Source organism: Lactobacillus gasseri ATCC 33323 = JCM 1131, from assembly GCF_000014425.1.
GTDB lineage: Bacteria > Bacillota > Bacilli > Lactobacillales > Lactobacillaceae > Lactobacillus > Lactobacillus gasseri.
This window is the reverse complement of sequence record NC_008530.1, coordinates 154,806-173,566: the sequence shown is the minus strand read 5'-3', so window position 1 is coordinate 173,566 and position 18,761 is coordinate 154,806. Positions and strand designations below refer to the sequence as shown.

Annotated in this window: 4 protein-coding genes and 1 pseudogene; all 5 read right to left on the bottom strand. The window is 38.5% G+C overall.

The features are described from left to right. Positions 1-36 precede the first annotated feature (36 nt). On the bottom strand, positions 37-1,254 hold the full coding sequence (locus LGAS_RS00705) for an MDR family MFS transporter (RefSeq protein WP_003652627.1): 1,218 nt from the start codon (positions 1,252-1,254) through the stop codon (positions 37-39). Positions 1,255-1,366: 112 nt separating this feature from the next. Continuing rightward, positions 1,367-9,934: pseudogene (locus LGAS_RS00700) on the bottom strand (MBG domain-containing protein); the annotation flags it as partial. Between the two features lie 33 nt (positions 9,935-9,967). After that, on the bottom strand, positions 9,968-16,621 hold the full coding sequence (locus LGAS_RS09650) for an MBG domain-containing protein (RefSeq protein ID WP_230633409.1): 6,654 nt from the start codon (positions 16,619-16,621) through the stop codon (positions 9,968-9,970). Between the two features lie 350 nt (positions 16,622-16,971). Beyond that, positions 16,972-18,168: a DUF438 domain-containing protein gene (locus LGAS_RS00690; RefSeq protein WP_003657374.1), complete on the bottom strand. Its 1,197-nt coding sequence runs from the start codon at positions 18,166-18,168 to the stop codon at positions 16,972-16,974. Further along, a complete protein-coding gene (locus LGAS_RS00685; protein WP_025012192.1) occupies positions 18,165-18,758 on the bottom strand; it encodes an iron-sulfur cluster assembly protein in 594 nt (197 codons plus the stop codon). Before LGAS_RS00685 ends, LGAS_RS00690 begins: the two co-directional genes overlap by 4 nt. Between the last annotated feature and the right edge of the window lie 3 nt (positions 18,759-18,761).

The following is an 18,761-nucleotide window of genomic DNA, read 5'->3' as shown; positions in this document are numbered from 1 at the left end:
AAGGTTTTCATCTAATGAGAAAAATCATGTAAAAGTTTACCTAAATATTTTCAGCTTATCTTTCAACTGTGCGTGAAGTGGCACGATAATTGCCAGCATCATAAAGATTCCAGCTGCAGCTACAATAAAGAAATTGATATAGCCAAACTTATCAATCACTAACCCTCCAAATAAAGGACCAAACGCTCTACCAATCGCAGACGTTGAAATCGTTAATCCTTGATATTTTCCTTTACTTTCAACTGGAGATAAATCATTTACATAAGCTGGCATTGCCGGCATTGCAGTTGATTCACCTAAAGTCAAAGTAACCATTGAAAACACAAAATGCGCATAATCTTTCGCGAAAATTAAAGTCACAAAAGAGATAGCAAACATTGTAACTCCGAACACAACCTGATGGAATAAATTCTTAAAAGTATTAGGAAAACGACTTAAAAAAGCCTGTACAATCACAATAATGCTGGCATTAATCGTCCAAAGTAAACTATATAAATGAAATGGAATGCCCAAAGAAACCATATAAACTGAAAGGTTAGATTCCCAGTTCATGTACATTAACCAGATCACAGCTAGAGTAGTAAAAAAGCCAATAGTTAATTTCAAATTAGCACCCGGCATTGGTGTGGTCTTATTTTTACTATTAGTATTTTGCTGAGCTTTTCTTTCCAAATGAAACTTAATAATTGGACGATAATTAATAATTGAGTTTATACATACAATCACGAAAAGACTAGCTGCAATAACGAATAAAATCGTAACGGAATAATCGTAAATATAACCCACGATCAATGTACCAAGTACCACACCTAGATTCTGTGCAAAATAGATCGTATTAAAAACATACCTGCCAGGCTTAGACTTAATACTAGTTGCAATTGAATTAATTAAAGCCCCATTCCAGCCACCAAGTAGCCCAGTTAAAGTCATCCAGACCCAATAAATCGGCCAAGTATGATTAGCAGCCATTCCAAACAAAACTAAGGCATCTAAACCTGCTCCTGCAATAATTAAATAATAGGGATTGAAATGATCATACGCCCAACCTGCGACAAAGGAGCCAAGCATATTAGCTAAACAGTTAAAGAGCAACACAATCCCAATCATTGCCAAAGATACATGCAGCCTTTTATTTAAATAAACTGAAGTCAATGGCCAGATAAAACTAGCTCCAATCCAGGTAAATAACTCACCTAATAGGAGCCAATGAAGCTTAATTTCATCATCTGGTTGAATATTCTGTTTACCGTGCACTTTTTTCACCCTTTTCTCTAAGACTCTTACATTCAGTCTAGCAATTAATGAACTATTTTGCACGAGCGTAAAAAAAAAGAGGCAAATTGCCTCTTTCAAAACCTATTCAGTTTTATTTATCGTCATCCTTTTTCTTCCGTCCACCAAGTAAACCAAAGATACTAATACCAGCAAGAAGTGATCCAATTGCAGCAATTAAACTATTGTCATGAAGACCAGTTTGCGGCAATTCATGTTTTCTTCTTGAACCAACTGATAATAGTTCACCCTTTTCACTGTAGATAGCTCCATTTTCTTTAACTTTGCTACTTGCTGGATATACATGACCAGTATGGTCTACTAAACGACCATCTGCACGTTTCTTATATCCATATTCGTGAATGAGTTTATCTTGAGTCTTAGTTTCTTGCTTAGAAACATTTTCTTCTTGTGGCTTATTTGGTTTATTTTCTGGAATTGTTGGATGAGTTTGTGAATTCTTAGTGTAAATTACGTTGAATACTAGGTCTTCTGAGTTAGGAGTTACAGTTTGAACTGCGACTTTAGTTGGAGAAGCCATGTATCCAGAAACTTTTGGAGAAGGAACTTCATTAAAGCTTTCTTTATCTTTGTTCCAGTTATTCCAAGTAATCTCACCAGTTACAAGATTCTTTACACCAGTTCTAAAGAAGTTAACTTCCATTTCTTTATCAGCAAATAATTGTTTGCCATTAGCAGTGTGATAATGGATAGTTTCAGTAACAGTCTTAGCTTGTTGTACTTTTTCAGTCTTAGCTTCAACGACAATTGTAGTTAAACCACCATTTTCACCAATCTTGATTGAAGTTGGAATAGTATTAGCAGCTTGCCAGTTGTTAGGTAATTTTGGCGTAAATGTTGTATCTACACCGTACTTACCTGGAACAATTTGGGTACTAATTTCTTTACCATTCTGATCAACGTAACGAATTACTTGGCTTTCTGAAGCAGGAGCGTAAGTAATTTCAACTTGGCTATTAGCAGTATGTGCATTAACTACTTTAGCAGGTACTTCAGCTACACTTGGAACATAGTGAGTAATAACCTGAGGAGTATAACTATCCCATTGAGCTACATGGCTAGCAGCATTTGACTTTTGAAGTTTCCAATCGCTGTAAGTAATTCCACCGGTTACTTCATCAAATGTTGCTGTTCTAGTAAAGTTGACGGTTTGAGTTACCCTTGTCTGCTTGCCACTTGGATCAGTTACCACAATTGTACGAGTTGGAGTTGATGTTAAACTTGCCAACTTCTCGTAATTCTTGCTTGGATCTCCTGGGACTGAGCCAGTTGGAATATCCTTTTCTGGTGTTTCTGGAGTAACAGTAATTGTGCTGCGTTCTACTTTCACAACTACTGTTGGCACTCCAGTTGCAGTTGCTGTAATCGTTTCAGGAATATCTTGACCTGGAACAATTCTCCAACCTGATGGAACTTCTGGCGTTACCTTAACAGTTTCACCAGTCTTACCACTGATTGTGGTTTGACCAACTTCTTTACCATCACCATCAACGTAAGTAATCTTACCGGTCTGAGTATTTGCAGTGTAAGAAATGTTTACTGTTTCATTCTTAGTTTCAGCAGTTACAGGTTTTGCACTAACATTCGAAGTTGCGGTATAGCCTGCTACTTCTGGTGCTGTGTAAGCTTGCCATTCTGCTGGCTCTGAACTAGTCCAATCACTATAAGTTATCTCACCAGTTACTTCATCAAACGTTGCTGTTCTAGTAAAGTTGACGGTTTGAGTTACCGTTGTTTGTTTGCCACTTGGATCAGTTACCACAATCGTACGAGTTGGAGTTGACGTTAAGCTTCCCAACTTCTCGTAATTCTTGCTTGGATCACCTGGGACTGGACCTGTTGGAATATCCTTTTCTGGTGTTTCTGGAGTAACAGTAATTGTGCTGCGTTCTACTTTCACAACTACCGTTGGCACTCCAGTTGCAGTTGCTGTAATCGTTTCAGGAATATCTTGACCTGGAACAATTCTCCAACCTGATGGAACTTCTGGCGTTACCTTAACAGTTTCACCAGTCTTACCACTGATTGTGGTTTGACCAACTTCTTTACCATCACCATCAACGTAAGTAATCTTACCGGTCTGAGTATTTGCAGTGTAAGAAATGTTTACTGTTTCATTCTTAGTTTCAGCAGTTACAGGTTTTACACTAACATTCGAAGTTGCAGTATAGCCTGCTACTTCTGGTGCTGTGTATTCTGACCATTCTGCTGGCTCTGAACTAGTCCAATCACTATAAGTTATCTCACCAGTTACTTCATCAAACGTTGCCGTTCTAGTGAAGTTGACAGTTTGAGTTACCTTTGTTTGTTTGCCACTTGGATCAGTTACCACAATCGTACGAGTTGGAGTTGACGTTAAGCTTCCCAACTTCTCGTAATTCTTGCTTGGATCACCTGGGACTGGACCTGTTGGAATATCCTTTTCTGGTGTTTCTGGAGTAACAGTAATTGTGCTGTGTGTTACTTTAACAACTACTGTTGGACCACCATTTGCTCCCATAGTTACTGTTTCAGGAATATCTTGACCTAAAACAATTCTCCAACCTGATGGAACTTCTGGCGTTACCTTAACAGTTTCGCCAGTCTTACCACTGATTGCAGTTTGACCAACTTCTTTGCCATCACTATCAACGTAAGTAATCTTACCGGTTTGAGTATTCGCAGTGTAAGAAATGTTTACTGTTTCATTCTTAGTTTCAGCAGTCACAGATTTTGCACTGACACTCGAAGTTGCAGTATAACCTGCTACTTCTGGTGCTGCATAAGCTTGCCATTCTGCTGGTTCAGAATTCTTCCAATCACTGTAAGTAATTTCACCGGTTACTTCATCAAACGTTGCTGTTCTAGTGAAGTTGACGGTTTGAGTTACCCTTGTCTGCTTGCCACTTGGATCAGTTACCACAATTGTACGAGTTGGAGTTGACATTAAGCTTGCCAACTTCTCGTAATTCTTGCTTGGATCTCCTGGGACTGGACCAGTTGGGATATCCTTTTCTGGTGTTCCTGGAGTAACAGTAATTGTGCTGTGTTCTACTTTCACAACTACTGTAGGCACTCCAGTTGGAGTAGCAATTACTGTCTTCGGAATATCTTGACCTGAAACAATTTGCCAACCTGTCGGAGCTTCTGGATTTACTTCAACACTTTGGTCAGTCTTACCAGTTAATGCGGTTTGACCAACTTCTTTGCCATCACTATCAACATAAGAAATCTTACCGGTTTGAGTATTTGCAGTGTATGCAACCGTAATCTGACTATTCTTATCATCACCAGTTACTTTCACTTGCTCAACCCTAGCAGGAGCTGCAGTGTATCCAGCAAAAGTAAATGGAGTAAAGCCAGCAAAGGTATCTTTACCATCTACTGCAGTCCATGAGCCTTCACTATTTGCAACAATCTTACCAGTAATTAAGTCATACTTAGCAGTTCTCGTAAACTCAACAGTTTGAACTTTTTGGGCTTCTGGAATTTGTGCAAATTGATCGTCACTTAATCCCTTATAGTTGATCGTCCGAGTAATGTCTTTAACTAAGCCATTTTCTCTGAACCAGTTCTTATTAGTTGGATCTGGATTAGTACTTGGATCAGTTGGATTAAGCTCATTCAACTTATGAACTAACTTGATATACATGTTTTGATTCAATGTCTTACCAAAAGTATAACTAGTTGGTAATTCTTGATCTGGAGCTAATTCGTAATTTTCAGGAACAACTAATTTAAGATCATTGATAGTTGAATTAGCAACACCTGTCTTAGTAATTGTCTTACCGACTTGCTTATTACCATCCTGTGTATCTTCAAACTCAATATTTAAAATTGCGTCCAAGATAAATTTAGCATCTGAAGAAATATCCAGCTTGTAGTTTGGATTTGCTTTTTCAAGAGTAGTGATACTTTCTGGAGTTAATTTAATTACATAAACGCCAGATTCAGATGGAACTCCAGTTGCAAACTCATAAGTCATGCCTGCTGGAACTGTAACACCCGCTGGAGCATGAACTGTGAAGTTGGCACTATCAATTGAAGTTGATGTACTTTCCTGACTACCAGAAACTGTGACATTTTCTTCAGCGGGACTAATTACGTAAGTGAATTGGCCACTTTCAGAAACTACATAGTTTGGATTATCAGCTTGTAATTTCTTCAATCCATTTGCAGTCAAAGCAATATAGTAAGTACCAGCATTAATTGGTGCTGTTATTGCGTTGCCACTTACATCTACCCATTCGTAGTCATCACTAGTTAAGTTAGCAGCATTCAAAGTTTCACCATTTACTAGTCCACTAGTGGTAAATACGCCAAAGTTTACAGCTTGAGTATTGATTACTCCGGCCTGACCATCATAAGTCTTGCCATCTGTACCAGTACTATTATTACCAAGGATTACATCAAGAGCTTTTTGCTTAATTGTGTAAACAGCAGCACCCAAAAGATCTTGTACATCTAAAGTTACGTTTCCTTGTCCAGCATATTGGTTGATTGCATTTTGCAAGTTCGTAATACCATCTGCACTTAACTTAATAGTGTAAGTACCAGCACTAGTTGGTGCTGTTATTACTTGACCATCTTTATTCTCCCAAGTGTAATCTCCAGTCTGCAAAACATAAGTGCTTTGAGCGCTTGATCCTGGGAAAGTAAAGTTAACAATAATATCACCATTTGTACTATTCACTTCAGCAGTAGTTACAGCTTGACCATCATAAGTCTTAGAAGACGAGCCACTGAGAGTTGCAATACCATTTACAGCATTAATCGTGTAAGTAAATTCTCCATTTACTGATGTAAAGTCATAGTTTGAATTATCAGCTTTTACTTGTTCAATTGCACTCTTAGTCAAATGCAAGTAGTAAGTACCAGCATTTACTGGGTTACCTGTCATTGCAACGTAATTACCGTCCGCGTCTTTACTGTACCAAGCATAACTATTAGCAGTTAAACCAGTAAGGTTAAGATCTTGGTCGGTAACTAAACCTGTTGCATCCCACTTGATATTGTTCATTACATCTGAAACAGAAGTAGTTTGAGCATTGTAGTCACGAGTAGCTGAACCACTAATTGTTGCAGTGGCAGGAGCTGGATTAATTGTGTAGTTAATCAAACCAGTTACAGAGCTAAATTGATAGTTTGGATTTGCGTTTTGCAATTCAGCAAGTGTACTTGCATTCAAGCGTGCCTGGTAAGTACCGACATCAGCTGGTGCACTTTCAAGCTTATTACCAGTTTCATCATACCAAATGAAGTCGCTAGCGCTAATACCTGGATTTACTAATGGATTATTAGCAACGATTCCATTTGCAGTAATAGTTATTCCATTAACATCAAGATCCGCTACTTGAGCATCATAAGTCTTACTTTGATCAGGTGAAGAAATTGTTACGTCAGTAAGTGCTTGTGGATTAATTTTAAAGCTTGCTTGACCACTTAGTTTATCTGCTGAAACAGTCACATTAGGCTGATCATTGTCACCTAAACCAGCTTGCTGGTTCAGAGCAACTTGTAAGTGAGCTAAGATAGCCTGCTTATTCAACTTAATGGTGTAAGTGCCAGCATTAGTCGGTGCAGAAATTGTTTGACCATCCTCAGTCTCCCAAGTGTAGTCACCGTCTTGCAAAGTGTAAGTACTTTGAACATTAGAGCCTGGGTAAGTAAGGTGGACTAAAATCTGACCATTGCTATTTACTTCAGTTGTAGTTACTGCTGAACCATCAAAAGTCTTTTGGTTAGAACCGCTAAGTTCTGCACTAGCTGTGGCTGCTTTTACTACATAATCAGCGTTGGTCTTAAACGTCCACTTGTAGTTAGCACCATTATTACCAGTTAGTTGTTCAATTTTTTCTTGACCTGCCTGTGACAATTCAACTTGGTAAGTACCAACATTGGTTGCATTACCAATAATTTGCAAGTCGTTAGCGGTCAAATTAAGCATCTGGGCTTTACCATCAGCGGAGTAAACCGTAGCCGAGTAGTCTAAGCCATACTTACTTAAATTAAGTCCGCTTGGTAAGGTTTGCTGAGCATTATAAGGCTTACCGTCACTACCTTTAAGGGTAATAGTAACTGCACCCCGGTTAACAGTGAACGTTCCCTTCGCAGTTACATCAGCAGCTATTTGTGGATATGCGTAATTAGTACCAAGTGCTTTTCCAATGTTAGTCAAACCTTGCGCAGACAATTCTACTTGGTATTCACCAACATTGCCTGGTGTTTGGTTAAAGACTAAGTCACCATCGTTAGCAGTGTAGCTTAAGTTAGTACCGTTTTCAGTTGTAACCGTCAAAGTGTAGCCAGCTGGGTTAGCCTTAATTGCCCTCAACCAAGCTTGCGTACCATAAGTTACAGTTCTACCGCCACTAACCGTAATCGTTACCGGCATTTGGTCAACGAAGAAGTTAGCCGTTGCATTGCCTGCCTGCGTCCAACCATAGTTCTTGGTTACATCCCCATGACCAATAATTGCAGCTTGAATTTTCGCCAAACCAGCAGGGGTCAACTTAATTGTGTAGCTACCAACGCCCGCGTTACTTGGTACAGTCGTCAAATCATCACTAGTCAAAGCCACATCAGTTACTACATTAGTTTCATTGCCAGAAACCGGTGCAGTGACGCTAGCAGTATATTGATCACCAGCAATTGCAGTTGATTCGCCATACTTCACGTGTTGAGCACCATTAATCGTAATGGTTGCTTCAGCTGGCGTAATCACATAGCTAGCAGGTTCATGTGAAGCTTCAACTGGATCATTATTAACCGTCTTATTAGAGTTTAAAGTACTAGAATCAATATTACCTGAAAAATCATAATCAGGGAATATCTTTTGCAGTTCTTTAGTTAAGTTAGCTGAGATTTTAACCTTGTACGATCCAGCATTCGTTGGTACGCCACCGTCCGAATAACCTTCAACATAGAGGTCGCCAGTGTGGTAGCTATAGCCATCCTCAGGTTGTTGACCATTAATGAGCATTTCACCGTTTTGCCAAGTAATAACTGGTTTGGGAATGTTTGTATTAACCCAGTTAGTGAAGTCTAAGGTATACTTGCTTTCATTAAATGGCAATTCAGTACCGTAAGCAGTGGTTTGGTTACCGGTTAAGGTTAATTCAGCCTTGTGAGCGTAGATTTGGTAAGTTGCCGTATCAGTTGCTTGGCTAATATTGTAGTTAGCAGCACCACTTAATTGCTTAATCTTAGCAAGCGCATCAGCAGTTAACCGGACATAATACGTGTCACCTGTTTGCTGACCATCGACGTAGTTTGCATGGATAGCAGGCTGGCCGCTTGCATCAACAACTTCAAGATCATCTGGAGTTAAAGTAAATTCACCTAAATCAGTTGGTTCAGTAGTTGAATTACCCCAAACTAACTTAATGTCACCCTGGTTGATCTGATCCTGCGTGATTTTTGCATTCTGATTATTGTAGACCTTTGAAGCCTTACCAGTAACTTTAACTACGAGTTCTGCTGGGGTTACTACATAAGTAATTTGCCCGGAGATGGTGCTTTTGCCATTTTGATCAACAAAGGTGTAATTCTTGTTAGCATCCGCCAAGACTTGCTTTCCTTGATCGTTTAACTTCAAGGTGTAATGTCCTGCATTCTTTGGTGCGGCAATTCTATTTTCACCATTAGCATCATACCAATCAAAGTCTGCACTCGTGAAGTTAGGAATAGTCAATCCTTCAACGTTGTGGAAACCAAAGTTATTCTTCACATCAAGGTTAGTTGGATCAAAAGTTACTGTATCTCCATCATAAGTTGATTGTTCATCCCCATACAGTTGAACATTTTCAGCTACCGCTTGCTTAATTTCAAAATTTGCAGTACCAGCATTATCGGCAGTAGTAGTCAAAGCAACATTCCCTGCACCCAATGCATCATTAATCTGCTTTTGAATATGACTAATTCCAGCAGCAGTTAACTTAATCTGATAATTACCAACATCCTTTGGTGCTTGACCAGCAGTGGTTTGCCATACATAGTCGCCATCTTTTAATTCAAAGGTCTGTGGCAAGTTAGTAATATCAGTACCATTAATTACAACCTTGATCGTTGAATCTTGACTATACAAATCATTTGTCGTTACCGCTGATCCGGTATAAGTCATAGAGTTGCTACCACTAAGATCAGCGGTAACTTTAGCCTGATTAATAGTGTAAGTGCCAGTTCCTGCAGAGGCAGTAGCAGACCATTCAACGTTATCGCTATTAATTGCCTTAATGTGGTTCCAACCTTGCTGCGATAAGCGAACTTCATACTGACCAACTTTAACAGGAGCTTGGGTGGTCCAATTGCCGTTAAATTTGAATTCAATATCACCTGCAACTAAGTTATAAGTTGGATTATTGGGTTCAGTTAACTTGATTGAGTATTTACCCAAGTAATCATTAGCACTTACTGGCGTACCAGTGTAAGTGTAGGAAGGATCACCACTGAAGACTGCACTAGCCTTTGCCTTATTAATGACTAGTGTACCAGTTGTGTCGGCAAGACTTACGCTGTAGTTATCGCCAACTGCATTTTGAATCTTAGTTAAGCCAGCATCAGTCAACTTAACTTGATAGCTACCTGCATTTTCAGCTGGACCGTTAACGATCGCAAAGTCACCTGAATCAAGGGCTACATCGGCTAAACTTGCGACAGCGCCAGTGGTATTACCACTAGTTTGAGCGATTGAAACCTAGGTTTCAGTTTGTGTACCAGAAACGCTAATCGTATTTTGCGAAGGAACAATATCAAATGTTGAAGTCAAATTACCCAATTGAGTTGCGGAGTCAACATTAATGTTATAGCCGCCATCGCCACTACCTGATAGTTGATGAATCGTATCAATGACATTTTGCATCCCTTGTTGGGTCAGCTTAATCGTATAAGTACCAACATTAATTATTTGAGCACCATCATAACCAGCCCCATCCTGATCAACCAAGTAATAATCACGATCTTTAAGCGTATAAGAGGCATCTAAAACTGAGCCCGGGAAAGTAAAGTGAACTTTAATTTGACCGTTACTGTTAATTTCTGTAGTAGTGGTACCTTGACCGTTATAAACACGAGAGTTAGTACCGCCAAAAGTAATATTAGCAGTAGCTGGTGTAATCGTATAAACACCTAATCCGTCGTTACTTGTCAATTTGAAGTTAGGGTTTTGTGCTTGCAATCTAGCAAAAGCAGTATCGCTTAACTTGATGTAGTAAGTACCAACGTTCTTTGGATTAGAAGTCAATTCTGCACCACTTGCATCAACCCATTGATAGTCACTACCAGTGATTCCTGTAGTATCTAAGTCCACATTTTGACCGCCAAGATTTGCAGTAATGTGCAACTTCGAAGCATCAATCTGGTTAGTAGTTTCAGCGTTATAAACTTTCGTGTAATTACCATTAGTAATATTAGAAAGTTCTGCTGAACTTTCTAATGGTGTGATTGTGTAATTTGCACTACCACTAATTGCATCACTAGCAAACTTAACGTTACTTACATCATTTTGACCGTTACCAACAGCTTGTTTAATTATTCTTTCAATTGCATCTGAATTCAAACTAATTGTATAAGGTTGACTATCTACATTAACTGGAGCTTGACCATTTGGTGTATTCCAAGTAAAGTAGCCAGCATTTAATTTAACTGTAGTTGAATAGTTAGCATTACCATCCTTTGGATAATGCAAGGTCAAAGTAATGTTGTTACCAGTACTAGTTGAGTTGAGATCATCAACACTGACTGCTTGACCATTGTATTCACGACTTGCGCTACCTGAAAGAGTAGCTGAAGCATTAGCCTGGTTAATTGTGAAAGTACCATTACCAGAATTACTTAGGTTAAAGTTTGGATTATTAACATTTAATTTAGCTAAACCAGCATCAGTTAGAATAACCTTGTAAGTACCCACGTTAACTGGTGCATTGCTATCAACCCAAGTAAAGTCGCTGCTATCTAAGCCAGTGGTATCAAGCTCAACGTTTTGACCATTGACAGTCGTTGTAAAGACAAACTTACTTGGATCAATTGTACTTGGAGCAGCACCATTATAAGTCATCTCGTAATTGCCGATCTGGGCATTAGTCATCACGGCATTACCAGCAAGCTTATTAATCATGTAAGTTGCATTGCTGGTGATAGTTGACTGACCATTTTGAGTCCAAATAATACTGTTGTTGCCGTATTTAGCAATAATGCCATTTTTACCTTGAGCAGTTAAACGAACTTGATAGTTGCCAGCATTGATTGGTAAGGCAGTAGTCCAGTTTGTACCATCAGTTGAAAATTCAACATCGCCGGCTTGAAGAGTATACGTACCTGCGCCTGCAGTTGGTCCTGTAACATTCACTTTCAAAGCATTATTAAGTTCAGCATTAGTAATAGCTTGGCCATTATAAGTACTAGTGCCATTACCAGTTAATGTAGCTGTAGCTACAGCACCCCAAGTGATATTAATTGTAGTATTTTTGGTATTACCATCGACTTCTTCAGCTGGAACTTGACCGTTAACAAGTTGAATTGGAGTAGTAACTCCATTAACTGTTTGGGTTGCAGACATCGTGTAGCCGTCATGAGTTGTAACATCTTGAGCTCCCCAAGTGCCAGTACTCCAGCCGCTACCTGCAAAGCCATCATAAACAACACCGGTATCATCGTTATTAACTCTTACCTGTCTAGTCAATTTAGCAGTCTGAGTTATGGTCTTACTACCTTGGCCGGGTTCAAAAATCGTAATTGTCCGCGTTACTGTTTTATTCACCATTGAAGTTGGCACATAGTAAGTAACTAATGTATTACGGGTGAACCATTGATCACTTGTAGAGCTAGTAAACACATCATTAGCATTATAACTTGGCGCTGCTAAAGTAAAAGTTGAATATGCTCCATCATAACGTAAATTTGCAACAACATAGTCGTTACCTGAATTAGGAATATTAACTTGCCAAGACGATCCATTTGTAGGCAAACTCCACGATCCTGAAATCACGTGGAATCCAGGTGTATCTTGATCGCCTGCTGTATTGTCCCACTGCCAATTTCCATAAGTAATCTTATTGTTGGCAACATTTAAAGTACCAGTTCGGCCATAGAAGATTTGAATTTGCGAATCAGGTGCAAACTTTTGACCATTATTATTGCCACCAGCAATTACATATTTAGCAGTTATTGTTCTCGCTTGCTGTTCATTAGGAATATACAAAACAGTATGGACTGGACGTGCTTCATAAATTGGGGCGTTCTCAGTATATGCTAAGGATTCCTTATTAATATTAGATGTATCTTGATCTGATCCATTCCAAGTTGGAAAAACAAATTGATTTGCTGGCTTGCCGGACTTATCGGTAACTGTAGCAGCAGTGTAACCAGCTAATGTCGGCACATCTGCAACAACAGCTGCCCAATGCTGTGGAAGACTAGTCCACTTACCAGATTCAACATGATAACCAGGAGTTGTTCTATCACCTTGATTTGTATCCCACAGCCATGGAGTATAAGTGATTTTCTTAGTAACCAGATCCTCTGACTTAGTTCTTGAGTAGTACACATCAAGGACAGCAGAAGTAAATGCATTGCCATCTTGGGTATAAGTACCATCCGCATTAACTTTAGCCTTAACATAGTTAACCGTTGCAGTACGCGTCTGTTTTTCTTGCGTTTCATTAAACTTGTGCTTAAGATTAATGGTCATCGTTGCACCGGTTAAAGCCTTAAGAACGGAGAAAGTATTCTCCCACTGATAGTTTGGAGTTGTCCAATCGGCGGTTGGATTGGTAAGCGATACCCCGTAACTCCCAACTAACTGCACCCCATCCGGCACGCCAGAAGTTGAAACAGAATAATAGTCACCAGCATCAGCACCTGCTGGGAATGTTAATTTCGTGTTAATGCTTGGATAATAGCCACCAGTTCCTGCTGCAGCACTGCCTGACACTTCTACCGTACCAAGATTAGTATTTGAATCTTCATCGTGGAAAGTAATATAGAAGTGCATCTTCTGGTGAATAGGTACTTTGACAACCGGTGTCGTTTGACTAAAGGCAGGCAAAGTATACTGACTTGGAATTGAAGCACCATTTCCTAGTTCATAACCATCTGGCATAGCCATACTGAAATTGAGATTTGTATCAATTCCGGGCACAAATTCTTGTGAGTAGGTCTGACCAACTACTTGATCATTGTTATATTCATCTACAAACTCAAAAGTAACAGGTTGAGCAATATTTACTTTAGCGTTTAGTTCATAGTAGTAATTGTCATCAGCATCTACTTTGGCACCAATCGTACCCTTAGGTACAGACACGCGAACAGTTGCGGTTTGAACGCCGCTAACTAAACTGCCATCGCTATTGGTCTGAAGTCCAGACAGACCGTAAGTTGGTGTGTAACTGGTCGTCTTCGTATCATAAGATGTTTGCGTTCCCGGTGTATTAGAACCACTATAAGTAGTGTAGTCAATTGCTTGACCATTAGCTTGGGTTAAAATTGCACCTTGGTTAGCACCGTTAGCAATGCTACCCTCTGTACCATCGTACTTATTACCATTAGTAAAGAAGTTTTGTCCATCAACTGCACTGGTCTTCGGAATAACAGTTACATAAACTTTAATTTTCTGATCCAAATTGCTTGATGGGTAATGAATCGTAATTAAACCTTCATTAGTTGCAGTAGTGTTAATTGGCGTAGTCCAGAATGCAGTGTGCTCTTCCCAATTGTTAGGCAAGTTCAAAACACTATCAACTGAAGGAACATCACTACCAGCTAATACCTTAATGCTCCGGCTATCGTTAATAGCAACTGCACAGTTTGCAACTGGTGTATTAACACTTGCCCCACTAGCATCCTTGTAAGTAGCTGTAATTTTAACATGATCGTATGAGCCAGCTGTCCCCCAAGTTGGTTCTGAACCATCTACGAATTGATAAGTCGTGCCTGCTGGGAAAACATTCTGGTTAGTTACCAAATCTGCTGCTGTTAGTTTCTTACCGTAGTCAACAGTTTCGCTCTTTGCGATCACATTAGCTTTAGAGATAACTGTAATGTCTTTAACCGTGTATGAAGAACCACTTGGAAGAGTAATTGTTACGTTCCCGGTCTTGCTTTCACCGGCTTTATCGAAGGTTAATTTGGTACTGCCATCATTACCAGCCCAAGTGAGTTTAGTACCTTCTGGCCATTTCGTGTTATTGTCCAGAATTGAGTTAGGGACCATATTAGCTAGCCAAGTATGTTGAACTTTACGCACCTCTGCACCCGTACTTGGATTTTTAACCACATTTTTAAGTGCCTCACTATCAAAAGTAACTGGGCCGTCGGTTAAATCTTGTTCGTAGGGATCATCACTGGCTTTGATCGTTGGTGCTAAGGAAATCCCATTAGTTGAAACCTTATCCCAGGTTGCGGCAGTAGGTGCAGCATAATTAGCAACCGTCTGATTGTTAGTCTTCCGATACCACTTATTTAGGTCATCATTAAAGTCAGCACTTGCTGTATTAAAAATGTTATTTGAAAAAATCTGTGGTTGACCAGCGCTATTTTTTTGGTCAAAACTAGCATTGAAGTTAATGTTGTATCGGCCGGCTTTTGCACCACCAACAACAAAGTTATTACCATTATTAAGATAGTCAAGTTTAGAAGCATAGACCTTAGTGCCATCAGCTAACGTTACCCAAACTTTATCATTCATGTAGCCGTCAGCAAGCAATTCCTTAATTGCTTGCGCATTTTCTGGTCGACCAGTCATATAAGTTTTGTTTGCGGCATTATAGATATACATATCTTCAGCATGTGGAGCAGATACGTAATTTACGTCTACTTCCTGCTGGGTAGCATTAGGCAACTTGTTAAAAGTCATTGCGAAGTGGTTGGTCTTAGTATTGACTAAATCCGTTGGTTTGTTTTTCCACTTTCCATTATTATCTAGGTCATCTGCAGCTACTTGCACTTTGATACCTAGCGCATAAGCCAAAGCATAATCTTGGTAGAAATATTGTCCCCATAAGCCCGCTGGAAAATTAGTAGAATTTCCATGGACAGGATCAAAAGCAGCCTCCGGTGTTGTCGGTGTCGTAGATGTTGACTTCGGCATTGTTGCCAACTGAGCATTAATTATAGGATTACCGTTAGCATCAGTTGGAATATTATCCTTCAATTTAAGTCCCTGAACTACGTAAGGAACCTTAACAATATAAAGGCCACCGATAACTTTAGGAGCATCTGGTGCACCAGCAAAAGTATTGTTATCCGTAACTTGAACATTGGCCCAGTGGATACCTAAACTACTTGTATCCAGTGTCCCTAATATCTTATAAGAAAAAGCAGTCGGATCATATACGTCTGTATTTTTAAGAATTGTAGAAAAGTTATTGCCATTAGCATCGGCGGTGTTAAAGTCTGGGGTATCGCCAACCCTATTCACGTAGTAGAAGGTACTTGGTTGAAGCTCTGATCGTGCTTCAACGTAAGATTCAATATCAATAGTTATACTTGTGCCATCTTTATACGTTACTTTAATAGTTCCAGTTATTGTATTACCACCAATGGCATCTTGTTGAGTTGGAGTCGGGACATTGCCAACCCAAGAAAAAGTAGCACCATTTTGAGTCAAGACATCCGCATTGGAAATAAATTTTGAGGCCAAATTCGTTAAATCACTTCCAGCAACTACATAAGCAGGTGAGTCGCTATCCATGCTGTAAGTCTTTGGTGCAATATGTTCAGTTGAATCAGCGTGTGGGGTAACAGGTTTAATATTCGATTTTTCTTGAGTAGCAGAATTACTATTACTTTGATTAGTTTTAGTAGAAACGGAAGTTTCGCTAGTTAAGACAGGTGTATATTTTGAAGTTGAGGTTGATCTATTTTTTTCAACAGTATTTTGGGCAGAATTATCCTTAAACCTTGTTGTGTCAGAGCTATCTTTTGAAGAAGTAGATGCTTGAGTAGCAGTAGCTTTAACAATATTAGTAGTTGTTTGACTTTGTGCTTGCTTAGATTTACTTACTTGAGTAGCAGTTTCAGTAGTTGCACTATTTGTCTGATCTTCCGACTTGTTACTCTTAACTTCAGCAGCAATTGGAATTGGGGCATGCTTTTCAGCGGTTGCCAAAGAAGATGTCTCTACTTTGGAGTCATCTTTTTTATCAGTATTATTATCAGAACTATTATTAGTAGTATTAGATGATACACTAGTCGTTGTAGTGTCCGCCGCATTAGCATCCGTACTTGCGTGAACTGTCTGACCTTCATTAAAAGTTAGAAATAAAGTTGAAAGTAAAACAGAACAAACACCAACGCTCAATTTTCTAATACTAAAACGTTGTTTAGAATCAAAGTCTTTTTTATTGAATAACATTTTAGCCTGTCCCTTCAATTTTAAATTGGTAATAGTTATAAGATTTCTATAGTTATTTTAACGCGTTAAAAATAATTCTTATAGGATTTTTGATTAATTTATTATAACAACTCAATTTACTACTTTATCAGTATTAACTCTAGAGATTGCTATTCTTATTATACTAGAATTTTTTCAATTATTACATTATTACGAATTTCCAATACATATACTTTAAAGATTAAATAAAAGTTATGATTGACATTCACGTAAACTAATGGAAAACAAAATTAAGTTTTACAGATTACATTTTTAACATAACACACAATAGATTCCAAACAAAAAATAGCTTGCAAAATGCAAGCTATTTTTTATCTTCTTTCATTTTTCCAGCTTCTAATCTCAGTTACATCTTGAGCAACTTCTAAACATCCCAAGTACCGTCCATTTTTTCGTACAGCAAAATATTGCAAATATAAATATCTCCCCATATGCCGTGGCTCGAACCAAAATTCGAACTTATCTTTCTTTCCTTGATGAAAATCATCAAAAATTTTCTTAACCCGAGGAACACTCTCAGGAAGATGGCACGAATATACACTGTTTCCAATTGCATTTTTAGAATGCGGAAAAATATTTGCTCCACCACCAAAATATGCAACCTTATCATTTTCATCGACAAAAGTTATCGCAAATGGCAATAAATCTAAGATTGCCGACAATTGTTTTAAATTTAAACTACCTTCCGCAAAATTCAGCGCTAAACTGCTCAACTTATCTAAAGAGATTGGCCCGGCTACTTTTTCTTTTATCTTCGGCTTCCAGTTCATCGGCTTTTGAATCAAAGTATAGCCAATTTGCTCTTCTTCATTTTTAACATTGCCCCAGTCTTCTTCACTAGCAACTTCATCAATCATCGGAAGCATAATTTCTTCTTCTTTAAAAATCATCTCAAGAACTTCATGAGCAGCACTTTTTATTACACTAGCAACTTCACTTTGGTCCACATTTTTTTGATTAACAAGCATATTAGCTTGACCAATTAATTTTCTAATTTTATCGTCAACACCCCACATAACTTTAGGTGGAGCAGTAATGCCATACTTAGTCATAATTGGAAACATAGAAGTTTCTTTACGGGCATAGTGATAGTGAATTTTAGCCAGATCTTTTAACTCTCGCTTCAATTTAGGTAGAGCATCAGAAGATCCATCTTCCCACTTAGTCAAATCAGGAAGCAAGGCATCATTAATTAAAGATTTAATTACAATATTTTCTAGTTTAAAAGTATGAACAGGATGTCCAGGAGTTTCAAACTCTGGACTTTCTTTATTTTCTTTAATATTGCCTTTAAAAACATCCGCATGAACATTGCACAAGTACTGAATCTTTCTTGGATCTAGTCCTTGAGCAATTAACTCTCTTTCAGCTGCTGTAATTTCAGCCACATCAACCTGATCAAAAGCAGCTTGAAACATTTTTTTAGCTTCTTCTAATTCTCCGCCATTTTGAATAAAATTTAAAATTTTCAAAATGGATTCTTGGCGTTGTTTATCCAATTCTTTCATTTATCAATCACCTTGTAGCCTTTATTTTCAAAAGCCCTCTTTATTTTATCCAAGTCAATTTTCATAGCCTGTGCTCCAAGCGGAATGGTCATCACACGTCCGACTGTTGATAATAAGCCCGGAATTTTAATTCTAGTAAAACCACAATCATACATAATTTGAACGAAATCCGGATATTCTTCAGCTAGTTTCTTAATCGGCACTGAAAAATCAATGATCTTTTGCTTTTCTTCGGTGTCTTCAATCTCTTCTTCTTGGTCAAGAGCTTGTTCATTATCAAGCATCCCTAATTGCTGCTTAGCAGCTGTCGTCATTCTTTCTGGACTCCAAACTGGATACCAAACTAATTTCACATCACAGGTCTTAATCTCAGGAACCGACAAAACTGCCTTTTCAATTGAATTTTGTAGATATGTCGATAAGGGACAGCCAACAATTGTTAAAGTCATCTTAATTGTGGCATGATCTCCTTCAATATCAATCCCATAAATCAAGCCTAGATTAACCACATCAACTAATAATTCAGGATCTTCTACTTTTTGAAGAGCTGTCATTATTTTATCGACTAATTTCAAATTTTTTTCTTGCATCTT

Excerpts from the sequence above, each read along its gene's own strand:
- LGAS_RS00685 (WP_025012192.1), bottom strand. The coding sequence starts at position 18,758 with ATGCAAGAAAAAAATTTGAAATTAGTCGATAAAATAATGACAGCTCTT.
- LGAS_RS09650 (WP_230633409.1), bottom strand. The coding sequence starts at position 16,621 with ATGTTATTCAATAAAAAAGACTTTGATTCTAAACAACGTTTTAGTATT.
- LGAS_RS00690 (WP_003657374.1), bottom strand. The coding sequence starts at position 18,168 with ATGAAAGAATTGGATAAACAACGCCAAGAATCCATTTTGAAAATTTTA.